This window comes from uncultured Microscilla sp. (assembly GCF_947493425.1).
In the GTDB taxonomy this organism is placed as follows: domain Bacteria; phylum Bacteroidota; class Bacteroidia; order Cytophagales; family Microscillaceae; genus Microscilla.
Genome location: NZ_CANLRP010000190.1, coordinates 1 through 15,547 on the forward strand (window position 1 = coordinate 1; position 15,547 = coordinate 15,547).

The 15,547-nt window shown below is 43.1% G+C and carries 13 protein-coding genes; 8 read left to right on the forward strand and 5 right to left on the reverse strand.

What is annotated here, in order from left to right; translation table 11 throughout:
* Nucleotides 1-543 precede the first annotated feature (543 nt).
* From Q0954_RS28590 to Q0954_RS28625, 8 genes are all read left to right on the forward strand, one after another.
* Complete coding sequence (locus Q0954_RS28590) at nt 544-3,339, forward strand: FlgD immunoglobulin-like domain containing protein (protein ID WP_299463493.1); 2,796 nt, start codon at nt 544-546, stop codon at nt 3,337-3,339.
* A 346-nt stretch (nt 3,340-3,685) separates the two neighbouring features.
* Nucleotides 3,686-5,155 carry an Asp-tRNA(Asn)/Glu-tRNA(Gln) amidotransferase subunit GatB gene (gatB, locus tag Q0954_RS28595; RefSeq protein ID WP_299463496.1) on the forward strand — a complete coding sequence of 490 codons (1,470 nt, stop codon included), beginning with the start codon at nt 3,686-3,688 and terminating at the stop codon, nt 5,153-5,155.
* A gap of 367 nt (nt 5,156-5,522) precedes the next feature.
* Complete coding sequence (locus Q0954_RS28600; RefSeq protein WP_299463498.1) at nt 5,523-6,698, forward strand: TlpA disulfide reductase family protein; 1,176 nt, start codon at nt 5,523-5,525, stop codon at nt 6,696-6,698.
* A gap of 585 nt (nt 6,699-7,283) precedes the next feature.
* Entirely contained in the window at nt 7,284-8,120 is an 837-nt protein-coding gene (locus Q0954_RS28605) for a MoxR family ATPase (RefSeq protein WP_299463501.1), read from the forward strand.
* Nucleotides 8,121-8,255: 135 nt separating this feature from the next.
* The gene (locus Q0954_RS28610; RefSeq protein ID WP_299463504.1) at nt 8,256-8,951 is read left to right on the forward strand and encodes a cyclase family protein; all 696 of its coding nucleotides are present in this window, start codon (nt 8,256-8,258) and stop codon (nt 8,949-8,951) included.
* 299 nt (nt 8,952-9,250) lie between these two features.
* Nucleotides 9,251-9,655: a hypothetical protein gene (locus Q0954_RS28615; RefSeq protein WP_299463507.1), complete on the forward strand. Its 405-nt coding sequence runs from the start codon at nt 9,251-9,253 to the stop codon at nt 9,653-9,655.
* A gap of 87 nt (nt 9,656-9,742) precedes the next feature.
* On the forward strand, nt 9,743-10,426 hold the full coding sequence (locus Q0954_RS28620; protein ID WP_299463510.1) for an ADP-ribosylglycohydrolase family protein: 684 nt from the start codon (nt 9,743-9,745) through the stop codon (nt 10,424-10,426).
* Between the two features lie 151 nt (nt 10,427-10,577).
* Nucleotides 10,578-10,802: an ADP-ribosylglycohydrolase family protein gene (locus tag Q0954_RS28625; RefSeq protein WP_366916768.1), complete on the forward strand. Its 225-nt coding sequence runs from the start codon at nt 10,578-10,580 to the stop codon at nt 10,800-10,802.
* Between the two features lie 239 nt (nt 10,803-11,041).
* Here Q0954_RS28625 and Q0954_RS28630 read toward each other — a convergent pair whose 3' ends face one another.
* The 5 genes from Q0954_RS28630 to Q0954_RS28650 all read right to left on the reverse strand — a co-directional run bounded on the left by Q0954_RS28630 (nt 11,042) and on the right by Q0954_RS28650 (nt 15,071).
* On the reverse strand, nt 11,042-11,608 hold the full coding sequence (locus tag Q0954_RS28630; RefSeq protein ID WP_299463513.1) for a PepSY-associated TM helix domain-containing protein: 567 nt from the start codon (nt 11,606-11,608) through the stop codon (nt 11,042-11,044).
* 89 nt (nt 11,609-11,697) lie between these two features.
* The gene (locus tag Q0954_RS28635; protein ID WP_299463516.1) at nt 11,698-11,823 is read right to left on the reverse strand and encodes a hypothetical protein; all 126 of its coding nucleotides are present in this window, start codon (nt 11,821-11,823) and stop codon (nt 11,698-11,700) included.
* 159 nt (nt 11,824-11,982) lie between these two features.
* Nucleotides 11,983-12,522: a hypothetical protein gene (locus Q0954_RS28640; RefSeq protein WP_299463519.1), complete on the reverse strand. Its 540-nt coding sequence runs from the start codon at nt 12,520-12,522 to the stop codon at nt 11,983-11,985.
* 46 nt (nt 12,523-12,568) lie between these two features.
* A complete protein-coding gene (locus Q0954_RS28645) occupies nt 12,569-14,407 on the reverse strand; it encodes a DUF4132 domain-containing protein (protein WP_299463522.1) in 1,839 nt (612 codons plus the stop codon).
* Between the two features lie 262 nt (nt 14,408-14,669).
* On the reverse strand, nt 14,670-15,071 hold the full coding sequence (locus Q0954_RS28650) for a hypothetical protein (RefSeq protein WP_299463525.1): 402 nt from the start codon (nt 15,069-15,071) through the stop codon (nt 14,670-14,672).
* Nucleotides 15,072-15,547 lie beyond the last annotated feature (476 nt).

Below are 15,547 nucleotides of genomic sequence, written 5' to 3' on the forward strand. Positions count from 1 at the left end.
ACACAACTTGAAGCTGGTTTTTACAGGCGGAATTTTAAGCCCTGACCAATGCGATGCATATCGGAACCGGAGCTACGCAAGTTTTTTTAAGTAAAGTCAGTGGGCAAAAATCGCCAAAATAATGGGTTAGGTATTTAGTATTTAAGGTACTAGCCTTACATGCCCTATGTAAACCTCAAGACCTGATGCATGTCTAGTAAACCTGCCTGGTAGAATAGTTCGATGAATCAGAAAATAATACAAAATAAAAATATAGAGACTTCAATAAAACAGCTATAATTCCTTCATTTATTTTCATAAGTAGCTTTTGTATTAGCAAAATAACGCTTTTAAATAGTGTTATCAGGAATTGGTGTCCGCTTCTGACAAAAATTCCCAAAGAGTTGTTAAAGCAATCCTTGCCTTTTTGCAATCTCAGTTTTTCGCTCTAATTTGGTTAGCAAATCTTACTTGTACCAAAAAAACTGCCTACTCCAGGCTTCATCAGTCAACAATACCTGGGACGTTTGGGGTGAGTCGTTTCATACTAAATACTAAAATTTTATGCAGAAAAACTACACTAAACCGTGGAAAACTACCAAGTTTTATTTACTTGTCCTTTGGTGGATGGCAGGCGGTATGGGCTTTGCCTGGGCGCAGGAGTTCCCCAGCGAAGACGTGATGAAGGCAGCCGTAAAACGCAAGGTACAAATGCGTCAAACCTCTTACCTCAAAGAATACCCCATTCGCAACATAGGCCCCAAAATAATGGGAGGTAGGGTAGTAGACATTGAGGGCAGTCGCAAAAATGCAAAAACTTATTATGTAGCGTACGCCTCCGGTGGGGTGTTTAAAACTACTGACAACGGCAACTCGTTTCAACCTGTGTTTGACCACCAGGCAAGGCTTACTATTGGCGACATTGCGCTGGCTCCCTCTAACGAAAATATTGTGTGGGTAGGCACCGGCGAAAACAACAGCAGTCGGTCGAGTTATTCGGGATATGGGGTATACAAATCGGTAGATGCGGGCAAAACCTGGCAATACATGGGCTTGCCCAATACCCAGCATATTGGACGTATAATGGTGCACCCTACCAACCCCAACATTGTATGGGTGGCAGCTTTGGGGGCTTTGTATACCAAAAACAAAGACCGGGGTGTTTACAAAACCACTGATGGGGGCAACACCTGGAAAAAAACATTGTATGTAAACGATGAAAGCGGCATCATTGACCTGGCAGTACAACCCGGCAACCCTCAGGTATTGGTGGCGGCATCGTGGGAGAAAGCCCGCCGTGCCTGGAGCTTTAAAGAAAACGGAGTTGGTTCGGGGGTATATACATCTACCGATGGGGGCGATACCTGGGCTAAAACAACCAAGGGTTTGCCCAATGCCGAATACATTGGACGCATGGGTTTTGATTTTTGCCAAAGCAAACCCAACGTGGTGTATATGGTTATGGACAACCAGGAAGAGCTCAAACGCAAGAAAAAAGCCCCGAAGCTGAGCATTAGTTTTGCCCAGTTGCGTACTATGTCGGCGATTGACTTTGACAAGTTGGACAATAAAGAACTGAACAAGTTTTTACGCGCCAAGCGTTACCCTCGCAGGTACAAAGCCGCCAACGTAAAAGCGGCGATCAAGGCGGGAGAATACCAGCCCAAGGCGTTGACCACGTATTTTAAAAATGCCAACGACGAATTACTCAATGCTACCGTAAGAGGCATAGAGGTGTACCGCTCAAACGATGCAGGCAAAAGCTGGAAAAAGGTGAATGCCCAGGACATGAACCGGGTATTTAACACTTATGGCTACTATTTTGGGCAAATAAGGGTAGACCCCAACAACCCCGAAACGGTGTATACCTTTGGGGTGCCTTGCCTTAAGTCTACCAATGGGGGCAAAACCTGGAAACAAATTGCTGCCAAAGCCCATTCCGACCATCAGGCAATGTGGATCAACCCTAAAGATTCAGACCATATTTTGTTGGGCAACGACGGAGGCGTGTACAGCAGCTACAACGGAGGCAAGTTTTTTCGCCACATCAACAATGTAGCGGCTGGGCAGTTTTATACAGTGCATGTCGACATGGAAAAGCCTTACAATGTATATGGGGGCTTGCAAGACAATGGTACTTATGTGGGGTCTTCGCGCCCTGACGAAGACGCCCGTTGGAAAAAACTATTTGGAGGAGATGGTATGTTTGTATCGGTCGATCCGCGCAACATCAAGCGAGTGTATGTGGGGTTTCAGTATGGCAACTATTACCGCAAAAACCAATGGAGCGCCCGTGGCAAACGCATTACCCCAAGCCACGAACTAGGCGAAAAACCTTTGCGTTTCAATTGGCGTACCCCACTGATGATGAGCAAGTTTAACCCCGATATTTTGTATATAGGTGCCCAAAAGGTGTACAAGAGCATAGACCAGGGCAAACACTGGGAGGCGATTAGTGGTGACTTGACTAAAAACAAGCCCAACAAAAACATTCCTTACTCTACTATTACCTGTATAGAACAATCTCCTTTGAGTTTCAATACGCTGTATGTGGGTACTGACGACGGCAACCTACAGGTAACCCGCAACGGAGGGGGAAGCTGGCAGCTAGTTTCGACTAACTTGCCCGCCAACCTGTGGGTGAGTAGTATTTTTCCATCGCCACACGAGAAAGCTACTGTGTTTGCCGCCCTTACAGGGTACCGAAACGATGACTTTAAGGCGTATATGTACAAGAGCACTAATTATGGCAAAACTTGGGTAAAGGTAAGTGGTGACTTGCCCCACGAGGCGGTCAATCGGTTGATACAAGACCCGGTAAACCCAGCCGTGTTGTATGTGGGTACCGACCAGGGGGCTTATGTAAGTGTAAACGGGGGCAAAAACTGGCACTTAATTGTAAACAACTTCCCGAATGTGGCTACTTACGACTTGCTGGTGCATCCTCGTGACAACGAGTTGGTGGTTGCCACCCACGGACGCAGTATGTTTGTCATGGATGTAAAGCCTTTACAACAGCTCAAAGGCAAAACCAATGCTCCAGTAGTGGCTTTTGCTCCCCAACCAGTATATTACTCAAGGGCTTGGGGCAAAAAATACGCGTCGTATGTCGAGGCTTATGAGCCCAAGGCAAGCCTGATGTATTATATAGGCAAAAGCACCAAAAATAATGTAAGGATAGAAGTGGTGGACAAAAACGGGGCGGTGGTGCGCAAGATGAAGGGCAAGGCTGCCCAAGGCTTTTATCGTTATTCGTGGGATTTAAAAACCAACAAGGGAACGTATGTAAAACGCGGAAAATACACCCTTAAGTTTAGCAACGGCAAAACTACCTCTAAGGTAGCGTTTGAAGTGAAATAACAGCGAGGAGTATATGGCAACAAAACGAGGCTGTCTCATCAATTCTTTGCTGGAATCCCCAAGCTTGTATTCATTATTGAGTTTATGAGATGGCTTTGTTTAATATTGATGCTCTTTAGCTCATAAACTTGGTTGTGGAGACACAGACCGAGGCGAAGCTACCAAAAATTTATAAGGGCAAGCGTTTAGTTATTAAATGCTTGCTTTTTTGATGGGTGCTATACCAATCTTTAAAAGTCTTGAAAGTCAATCAATAAAAGTGTAAACTTGTAGCTTTGTATCAACAAAGGCTTGCCGGACGGGGTGGCTGCTATCAATGGCTTTAAAAATTTAATGTTCAATTATTATGCCCACACTTTCTGATTATGAGGTTGTGATAGGTCTGGAGGTGCACGTGCAACTGCAAACCCAAAGTAAGATATTTTCGGGAGATGCTAACCAGTTTAGTACTACACCCAACACCAATATAAGCGCGATTACCCTGGCGCACCCTGGCACCTTGCCCAAGCTCAACCGTCAGGTGGTGGCACATGCCATTAAGATTGGGCTGGCTTGTGGTTGTCATATTAACCAGGAAACTATATTTGCCCGCAAAAACTATTTTTACCCCGATTTGCCGAAAGGCTACCAAATAAGCCAGGACAAAGCCCCTATATGCGAGGGAGGTAAGGTGGAATTTGTGCTCAAAGATGGCAAAAAAGCAGTGATGCCGCTTACCCGCATTCACATGGAAGAAGACGCCGGAAAATCGTCGCACCCCGACGAAGGCGCTTACTCTTGGGTAGACTATAACCGGGCCGGAACCCCATTGGTAGAGATTGTGACCGATCCGGTGGTTTGCCACCCCAACGAGGCGGCGGCTTTTGCTTACGGTTATTTCAAAGAAATTCGTAAACTGGTGCAGTACCTTGAAATATGCGATGGCAAAATGGAGCAAGGGTCGTTGCGTTGCGATGCCAATGTGTCGTTAATGCCCAAGGGGAGCCAGGTGTTTGGGCAGCGTACCGAGGTAAAAAACCTGAACTCGATGCGCAATGTACAACGGGCGGTTACCCTGGAGATAGAACGGCAGTTTGGGCTGTTGAGCGCTGGCGAGCAAGTGCTAAGACAAACGTTGAACTTCGATGCGCAAAAAAACACCATTACGGCGATGCGTTCTAAGGAAGAAATGAACGACTATAGGTATTTTCCTGACCCCGATTTGGCACCAGTAATGATCTCTGATGAGTGGCTTCAGGAGGTAAAACAGCAAATGCCTGCTTTGCCTCAGCAGCTCCAAGATAAGCTCATGACAGACTTTGGGCTAAGTGCCTACGACGCTGAAGTGATTACCGAAGAAAAAGCATTGTATGCGTATTTTGCTCAAACCGCCAAGCTCACTTCACATTACAAGCTGATTGCCAACTGGTTGATGGGTGATATTAAGGAGTATTTGAATCAGCATCACCTGAGCATAGAAGCCCTGCCCGTGAAACCCGCTGGACTGGCTCAGTTGATCACATTGATTGAGTCGGGTAAACTTAGCCATACTATAGCCTCGCGCGAACTGTTTCCGTTGATGTTGAAAAACCCCGAACAACCAGCCGAAGCATTGGCGCAAGCCCACCGCTTGGTTGCCAACCAGGACGCTGACGAATTGTCGGAGGTAATCAAGGGCATTATTGCTCAGTTTCCGAAAGAGGCAAAGGCTTACAAGCAAGGCAAGAAAAAGTTGAAGGGCATGTTTATGGGGCAAGTGATGAAACAAACCGGAGGCAAGGCAGACCCTAAACTAACTACCCAGTTGTTGGATAGGCTCATAGCTGAGGTAGAATAAATATACGAATCGCCAAAAAGTTGTTAAACCAAATCAGATATTTCGTTTCTGTGAGGGGAATAGACAATTTTGTAGGGGGTGATAATCTCAATAGTCCATAGCATTTAGTCAGTAGTCCATAGCGGATTCGAGTAAATGTTTACCCTATTAATCATTGTAAACCAATGGCGTATATTAAATTTGTGTACTTGCTTTATTTTTCAAAGGGTTTCAGGTTTACGTCTAAACACGTAATTAAATAGTTTTTAAACTTATAAACATTTGATAACCGACCAACGGGAGCTCACCGAAGGTAATCGGTAATCAACTTTGACTAAAATCACTGTGGAGTATTGAATATCAGAAATTTATTAAAACAAAACATACAATGAAGTTTTTAAATTTATTGCATAAGCATCATTACCTGTGGTTAGCAGGTGTTTTACTATTGGTGGGTTGCCAGGGTAGCGGCAACAAAGACGAGAAAGAAGAGCAAACCAATGTGACCAAGTCGGCAGATAAAGAGGGTACCAGAGCCCTTACCATCAATGGCTCGGTAAAGTCTCCGCCAAAAAACGGGGTGGTAGTACTTGAAAAACTGGTCAACCGAAAGTACGCTCCGGTAGACAGTACCCAGTTAAATAATGGCAAGTTTGTGTTTGAAGTAAAAATCTCTGAACCAGAGTTTTATCGTTTGTTAATGTTCAAAAAACAACAAATATACATGTTGCTTACCGATAAAGACCTGGAAGTAGTAGCTGATGCTACCGTTCCGGAGATTCCTTATACCGTAAAGGGCTCGCAAGACATGGCGTATTACCGGGAGGCAAACCGATTGGTAAATAAGCTGGGACAACAACAAAATGCCCTGGCAAGTAAGTATGTGTTGGCCAAAAAAAGTCAAAAAGCCGAAGCCGATGAGTTGTACAAGCAACTGATTGAACTACAGAAAAAAGGCATTGCTCAGGTAAAGGGAATGATTGATACCATTCAACCATCTATAGCTGCCTTGTATGCGTCTAATATTCTGAATCCTGACGAAGAACACGCCTACTTGACGGAGTTGGTAACCAAGTTGCGAAAAAATTATCCTAAGTCTCGTTATGTCAAACGTTTGGCAGAATACCTCAAGAGCATAGAAAAATGGACGGTAGGAAAACCTGCTCCAGAAATTTCTTTGCCATCGCCAGCAGGTAAAGTGATAAAATTGTCGGACTTGAAAGGCAAGTTGGTATTGATTGATTTTTGGGCAAGCTGGTGCAAGCCTTGCCGCAAAGAAAACCCCCATGTAGTAAAGGTATACAACGAATACAAGAATCGAGGATTTGAGGTTTTTGGGGTGTCGTTGGATAGAAACAAAAAAGACTGGGTAAAGGCAATCAAAGCCGATGGTTTGGAGTGGTTGCACGTGTCTGACCTTAAAATGTGGAACTCAGAAGCTGCACAGACTTACAATGTAAGGGCTATTCCTAAAACTTTTTTGATAGATAAACAAGGAAATATTCTGGCCAAAGACTTAAGGGGTGAGGCGTTGAAAGAACGGATTGCTAAGGAGTTGAATTAATTACGAATTGTTCAATTACGAATTACGAATTGGCGCGAAGCGACGCTAAAAAACTATGGTCTACGGACTCTCGACTCTGGACTAAATTACGAATTGTTCAATTACGAATTACGAATTGGCGCGAAGCGACGCTAAAAAACTATGGTCTACGGACTCTGGACTAAATTACGAATGAGCGCAAAGCGACACTAAAAAACTATGGTCTACGGACTCCGGACTAAATTACGAATTGTTCAATTACGAATTACGAATTGGCGCGAAGCGACGCTAAAAAACTATGGTCTACGGACTCTGGACTAAATTACGAATGAGCGCAAAGCGACACTAAAAAACTATGGTCTACGGACTCCGGACTAAATTACGAATTGTTCAATTACGAATTACGAATTGGCGCGAAGCGACGCTAAAAAACTATGGTCTACGGACTACGGACTCTGGACTAAATTACGAATGGCTTTGCCCAATTCGTAATTCTCAATTCGTAATTCCTGATAGTCCATCGACTACAACATTGATAACATAAGACTTTAAACATACCATAAGCTGTAAACTATTACGGTTTAGTAACTAAAATATATAAAACAGATGACTTTTGAAGGTACCGAAAAATATGTATCTACCCGTGAGTTGAGCGTGGCAGTAAACGCCTCTATTGAGCTGGAACGTCCGCTATTAATCAAGGGGGAGCCTGGCACAGGCAAAACCTTGTTGGCTTTTGAAATAGCCAAGGCTTTAGACAAACGCCTCATTACCTGGCATGTAAAGTCTACCACGACCGCGCAACAGGGTTTGTACGAATACGACGCCGTATCGCGTTTGCGTGATTCGCAACTGGGCAACGACAAGGTAGAGAACATTGCCAACTATATCAAAAAAGGGAAGCTTTGGGAAGCCTTTGAGACAGATGAACAGGTAGTATTGTTGATCGACGAAATAGACAAGGCTGATATTGAGTTTCCCAACGATTTGTTGCTGGAGCTCGACCGTATGGAGTTTTATTGTTACGAAACCCAGGAAACTGTCAAGGCAAAAAAACGCCCGATCGTTATTATTACTTCCAACAACGAAAAAGAGCTACCCGATGCCTTTTTACGCCGTTGTTTTTTCCACTACATTTCTTTCCCCGACCCTACCACTATGGGCGAGATTGTCAATGTGCATTATCCTAATATTTCGGAAGAATTGATGGACAGCGCTTTGAAGGTGTTTTATAACCTGCGTCAAGTCAAAGGCATTAAAAAGAAACCGTCTACCAGCGAACTCATCGACTGGATAAAGTTGCTGCAATTTGGGGCGCAAAAACCTGAAGATCTCGACAAGGTAGACCTTATCAGTGAAATGCCCCCTTATATGGGTTCTTTGCTCAAAAACGAACAAGATTATTACACCCTCAATCGTCGATATGGTGGCAGTAAGTTTTAGCGAAGAATGAAAAGTATAAGGTCAACCTACTTAAATGATGGTCAGGCAAACATTGGCAAGTAACTTTACTCCACTATGTTTGCCTGTTTTTTTTCAAGTAAACAAAAGTATAAACAAGTGCTAATAGTGTAAGCAATGGCAGAAATTATAGACTTAAGTCAAGAAATATTCGACGGGATGCCAGTATACAAAAGTTTGCCTCAGGTAAGAATGAGTGTACACAACACCCACGAAGCCTGGGAAGGCATAGAAAACCCCGCTACTCAAACTCCTGCGGTGTATAAAATGGAAATGGGCGAGCATACAGGTACTCACGTAGATGCGCTCAATCATATGGCACGTCAATACGAGGGGCAATCTATAGACACTATGCCTTTGTCTATGTTTTATACCGAAGGAATATGCCTTGATTTTTCGCACAAAGGTTTGAAAGAGCTGATTACCAGCCAAGAAATACAACAAGCAGCCAAACAAGCCAGGCTGGAGATTAAAAAAGGTGATACGGTATTGCTTTGCACCGACCACTACCGCAAACACTTCGGAACTGATAATTGGGGCAATGGTCCTGGTATTACGGCAGAGGCTGCCCGATGGTTGGGCAACCAAGGCATTGTTGCTTTTGGGGTAGAAACGATGTCGCCAGGTGTGCCCAAAGTTTCAAACAAAGAAGTACACCACATTTGTGGGGAGCTGGGTTTTACCCATTACGAAAATATGATCAATTTACATTTGTTGCTAGGGAGGGAACGCTTTAGGTTTATTGGTTTGCCTCTCAAAATTCGTGGAGGTACTGGTTCTCCAGTAAGGGCAGTAGCCGTTTTTGACAATTAATTTTATCAAATACAACTCAAAACGCAAGTGTTAACGGAGTATTACAGCAGATATTACACCCCTGCTAAAATGCAGTAAATTGCCACCTGTTTTTTTAACAAAATACTCTTGTTTTCAGTATAGCTAAGTTGCTAACTCAATATGAGCCCATTTGGGTGTATTTGGTGTTTAAATTCTGCTTTTGAAATCAAAAATAATGTAGCTTTTACTACAACAAAGGCAATGGCGCACAAGGTGTGGCAAACCCAAAAGGGAATACTAGTTATTGAGGATTACGTATTTTGATTAATTGTTTTTTTATGGAATTAGTATTTGAGGATGATTTTTTGAAAATCACCGTATCTAACGACAAATCGTTGACCTATTTTGAGTGGAAAGATGAGACCGAATACATGAAGGTTGAACAGTTTGTGCCACTATGTGAGAAGATAATGAATACTGTGCTGGATAATAGTACAACTTTATTATTTGAGAATTGCAAGAAACTCAATTTTCCGGTACCCCCTGATGTACAGGAGTTGGTAGCTACGCAAATGATCTCACAGTTTAGTGGTAAGTTGACCAAGTTGGCGCATGTATATTCCGAAGATCTTGTGTCGAGGTTATCGCAAGAACAAATTTGGGCAGAAAACAAAGAAGAAAATAACTTTGAAGAAAAGTATTTCATTTCTTTAGAGGATGCTCAAGCCTGGATATTGGAATAAAGGGCTCATTCCTTCAACCAGTTCATTTCCCAAACATTCAGGCTATGCTCCTTATCTTCAAGTGATGACTAACCAATAAATGTAAAGATGTTTCAAGTCGAGTACAACACCCGCATGGGTTGCTTTATCGGAGGGTTCATAGGCGATGCTACTGGGGCTATATACGAAAATAACCCACCTACGCCAGACCAACAGTTGTCATTGACTGCGCAGCCCTGGCAAACCACCGATGATACTCAGCTTACCCTTGCTTCACTAGAGGCCATAGTGACACATAAAGGTGTATATCCTGAAAAAATAGCGGCCAACTTTTTGGTTTGGTACCAACAAAAACGCTTGACCGGGTTGGGTGCCTCTACTTTGCAGGCTTTACGAGGGCTACAGGTAGGCGGACACTGGGCGTTGGTAGGACGCAGTGGCGAGTTTGCGGCAGGCAACGGGGCTGCCATGCGCATGGCTCCCCTGGCTTTTGTACCCGGCATTACCCAAAACCGTGTCCTTATAAAAGATGTGTGTAACATTACCCACAAAAACGATGAGGCATACACGGGGGCTTTGGCTATTGTATTGGCGTTGCACTTTATTGCCTCCGGGCAATGGCACACTCCCCACGATTTGTACCAATACTTACTCAATCAATTGCCCAACACTAAAGTGCGTGATGGGCTCCAACTGGCACACCAATTCAACCACCTCGATATTGAACTATTCGCCAGTCAATTTGGCAATTCGGGTTATGTAGTAGAAACGGTTCCCTTAGGAATGGTGTAAAAATAAATTTCTATAGTTTAATAAAATATTTTGTTGCTAGACGCGGCAAAAAATCGGCTAATAGCATCGCTATTTGGCTATTTTTTAACAAAGTATAGCCTCAAAAGATGAGGTTAAGAATGTAAATTTATTTTGGTACCATTCCTTAGCCATTTTTGCGGCAAGCAAAATAAATAAGCTTGGTTTTGAAGCAATGCTCGCCGCAATTATACGGGCGGGTGGCGACACTGACACTATAGGCTCTATAGCCGGACAGTTGGCAGGGGCTTACCTTGGGTTGGAGGGTTTGCCCCAACACCTGTTAACCCACGCCCGCCAATTGCCTGAGTTTGTTGCTTTCGAACAGTTGGTGGGAAGTAATACCAAGTCTGATTGAAAACCCATACAAACTCACTTGTAGTGGTATTTTTTGGCAAGGCCAAGTTCTTCGCTATTGTTAGCCGCTCTCTTGGTCAGCTGCGCTTAAGACCAAGAGAAGGGGACAAGCTTAGTGATGGCTTTTAGATGTAGACATACAATAGTGTAAGGGTAATGGCAACGATTGAGTAGTTAACCCACGCCTGCCAATTGCCCGAGTTTGTTGCTTTCGAACAGTTGGTAAGAGAAGGGGAGCGATTAGAGTAAAAACAAAAATATCAATGGGAAAATAATGCCGGCAATGGCAAGCAAATAACCCCTTTTGCGAAAGCTCTTTTTGCCACGGGTAATAAACATTCCAGTAATGGCAATGGTGAGCATGGCAATGCCAAAAATATCGGAATACCACACCCAGTTTTTGTTCAAAGTTTGGTGCAGCTTGGTCATTTCGGCAAGTACTACCTTTTTCTTAAACATATTCAGCTGGCCTTTACCCGTTTTCAGGTCTATTTTTGCCCGGCCTTTCTCATACCTTATTTCTAACTCTTTTTGCTTATCGCGAATGCGAAAACGTTCATACTGATTGGCCATTTTGTATTGCACCGAAATCTGTTTCACCAGTTTTTCGTCAATGTCCTGGGGGTTGGCAGGTAAACTCACCTGCATGGGTATTTCCTGGTAAGTATAACGGTAAGGGCTCCACTGATTGCGGTGGTTGAGGGCAATGCCCGAAATAGAAAACGAGATAATTAGCCCCACATAAAAATACCCCAGGTCGCGGTGTAAGCCTCTAAAAGTAATGCCTTTTTTCTTTTGTGTACTCATTGCTTGTATTTATTCTAAATAATGCCGCGCAATAAAGTAGAATTTCAGAGGTTTTTCAAGGAACAGGGTGGTTTTTAAAGCTATGCTTGTTACACCGCAGGGTAGTTCCATTGGGCAACATACACTTTATACATCCTCAAAGTATCATAAAAGCGTTGGTGGTCTTTTGCCGATAAGTTGTACGCAAAGCTTTTTTCGCTGCAGTTGGTTTTCACGTTGAGGGTGTATTTGTCATAAGAGTTTATTTAAACTTTCGCATTTAGAGTAATTTTCGTTGAATTTTGTGCTCAGATGAGTTAAATTTTGAAGGAATAGCCTAGCTATTGCAGATAAATTTAACAATATATGAGTGCAAAATTCACGTAAAGTGCCTATTAGGTGAACTTTAAACAAGCTCTAAAAGAGTTGAAGCCTAGAGATACTTGATCAATCTCTTTTAGGTAAAAGCGGTGATGTTCCAGAGTTTCGGGACTTACTGATCGAATGATCAGTTCATGTGCACGAAGTTCAAGTAGGTTACTCTCTCTGGCAAAATTGGAGAGAAATAATAAAGCCATTGATAAACCTGAAAGCATTTGCCATTTAAGAATGGCACTGACAATAAAAACCATCAGTATAAGTGCCCACAGGCTTCTACATTTTGCAAGAAATCGAATAAACAGGCTTTTTTTTTCATAAAATCGACAGGTAGTTTGGTGGTTTTCCCACACTGCTTTGCCTTGATGGGCAACAGGCGGGGGACACCCTGTTTGTGTACCTAACTTGGGCGAGAGTGTAGACCAGTTGTGCCGTTGTTGTTGTTGTGCATCAGTCAAGCACTTCTCGTAGTCTTGCCAAAACTCATCTTCTCCTTCAGGCGAAAACCCCTGCCATAACCTATGGGCTTTTTCTTCTAAATTAAGATCACTTATCATAGTTATAGAAACGCACACCTCATCCAGGAGGTTTCTCACCTCAAGGCTACAACTGGCTCAAAATGAGTTCATCTTCTATGTTAGCATCATCGGCAAGTAAAAAAGCTTTGCTCAAAATAAGGCTCAGAATAGAGTCACCCTCAAAGGGCAAAAATATTTTACTACCTTTGGCTTCAGCCGCCCTATCAGGTACAATACACAGGTACTGGTCGTTGGGTTTCATCAAAATATTAGCGCTTCCGATGTTTATTTTATAAGTACGTAACTTACCTTGTACCACCAGAAAATTGCCCTCAAACGAACAACGGTCAGCTATTTTCAAGCGTGGAATCACCCGTTCCAGTATCTCGCGGCGGTTTTGCGCCGACACTGTCTCCGACTTGTCGCCATAGGAATACTCAAACCAATAATCTTTGTAATCTTCGCTACCATCCCAGTTGGGGTCGCTGCCAATGCTGCACACCGCAATAAACAAGTCTATGTCGCGCATCGTTTCCGAAAAGGCCAACTTGGGTACCTCATCTACCGCATACTCCAGGTCAATGGTCGGGTTGGTAAACAAAGTACGCTGTGTAGTGACGTACTCATAACTATCGCCCCCAAACGACACATCCAGGGTTACTTCAAGGTCATAAGCAGGCAATTGTATCGTGGGCGAATCTAACATATACCCATACGCCCCTTTGTATTGCCAGTCGCGTTGTTGGGTAAGCGCCCAAAGCTTGTTTTGCTGTAAAATATGCGCTGAAAAACGATTGGAATACACATTGGTAATTCGTTCGGCTTCGGTGACCAAATACACCTCACGAAAAGCCTGTTTGAAGGGTTGCTTAAGTTCCTGGTCAAACATGTAGTCGCGCCAGGCAAGTACTTCTTCCAGCGGGGCATTGACTGGATGCCATAGGCTTACTTCGGCATGAGAGGGTACTTTTACTGATTTATTTTCTACATCTACCAATGTTCCATCTTTACCTATAGCACTTTGGCGGTCGCCCTCTGGTGTGTCAAACTGCCAAATGGTTTTGTGTACTACATAAGCCCCCAAAGGGTGCAGCCACAAATACTTCAGCCAATGGTCATAGTCCCATACCCGTTGGTGTCGCCAAGCGCTCTCCAGGCGGTGGCGTTGACTTTGCAAGGTTTTCTTGATGTCTTTAGCCGTTTCTTTAAAAGCTTTTAACTCTAGTTCATACGTTCGCTTTACTTCGGCAGGCACGCTTTTTTGTACCTTGCCATCAGGCTTTACCCATTCTATCAGGGTTTTGTGGGCACTTTCTAAGTATAATTGGGCGGTATAATCGCCAAAAGCCTGTTCAAGGGTGCCATCCTTTATTCCAAACCCTGGCATCAATTGGTCTAGCACATCATCTTCGGTCACTTTTATTTCAGCACTCAACAGCTGTATACCTTTGTTCAACGCTTTGACAAATACCGGGTATTGGCTCTTATTTTTGAGCATAATGAGTTCTTGCATGGCCTCTTTGGTATTGATTGCCACCAGCGCGTTGATGCCTGCATTGCCTACCGATGCTGAGGTAGCTCCTTTGCCTCTTACTTTGGTATAAGCCCGGTTCACCACTTTGCCTATGGCAGCATATACCTTGGGGCTGGGCGCCAAAGACCCTGCCCACAACAAGCCTTTGAGCATTTTTGATTTTAGGCCGCTAAACCACGATTTATCATCATTTACTTCCAGTACAATCATCTCCATGATTGTCCCAAAACGTTCATTGTCAATGGTTTCTACAAAAGGGCTGATGCTATTTAGCCAGGTTTTGGTAGGTTTAGAGGTGCCCGCAAAATTGGTGAAATACCTAAATAGCTCGTTCCAGGCTTTTTTCTCTTCTTCGGTGCCTAGTGCAGCTTCGTCAGCAGTAAAGTTCATGTAGTGGGGGTTAATGGTATAGTTAAACAGGGGTCAAGCAATACAGTAGTAACAATCAAAGCATTGCTTAGGAATGGTGTAAAAATAAATTTCTATAGCTTAATAAAATATTTTGTTGCTAGACGCGGCACGGCAATATCCAGTGGATATTGAGCGAGCTTGAGGGATGGTCGGCTAATAGCATCGCTATTCGGCTATTTTTTAACAAAATATAGCCTCAAAAGATGAGGTTAAGAATGCGTATTTATTTTGGTACCATTCCTTAACCTCCCACCAACTGAGTCATTTTCAAAAAACTTGCTACAGTATCTTGATTAAACAATACTTCTTGCTCAAGGCTTTCTGCCTGGCTGTTGTCTATCAACACGATCAATTGATTGGTTTTGAAAGCCTCCCAAGCTCGATAAGTTTCTTTTTCGGGGTCGGCCAATTCACGCTTAAAAGCATAAGTTTGCGAAGCATTTTTGTTAAGCACAGCCTCTACCTCGTGTTGGGTACCCTCTGCTTTGTTTTCAGCTTCTACAGCTGCATTGTGTGTTGCCACCGAGTGAGCCACTTTATATTGAATAAGCTCAGCAATGGTCATTTGTTCTTTGTCTACCTCTAAGGCAATTTTGTTCAGTACTTTGCCTACAAAAGTTTCTTCTTGTACAGTGATTTTCATGGGACGTCTGCTATTTTTATTGAGCAATTTATCATTTTTTTGGCACAAGCGCAAACAGTTGCTCATGGGGTATAATATTACACATCAAGCGCTTGTTATATTCTTCAACAAGGAAAATAGTTTTTTTGTTTTTCCAACCAATTGACCATCAATGTATTAAAAAAACACCCTTTTTTAGTACAAAAAAATAAGAAAAAAGGGGGATAGATTTACTCCATAAGATGTACTTAGGTCAAAGTTGCTTATAAACATTACATGATATACTAAGATGAAAGTGATTGTAGGATTTACAGGATTAGCTTTGCTCAGCACAGCAAAGCTGTAGCTTCGGTTGATTAATGTTGGTATTCAGGCAACTAGTCAAAATCCATCCTCAAAACCATTTTTGTTTAAGTATAAAACTTACGTTTCGCTGATTTCTAGGTTGGAAAAAAGAAAATAGTTAAACTCGCTGTATGATCACAGAACGAGTAGAT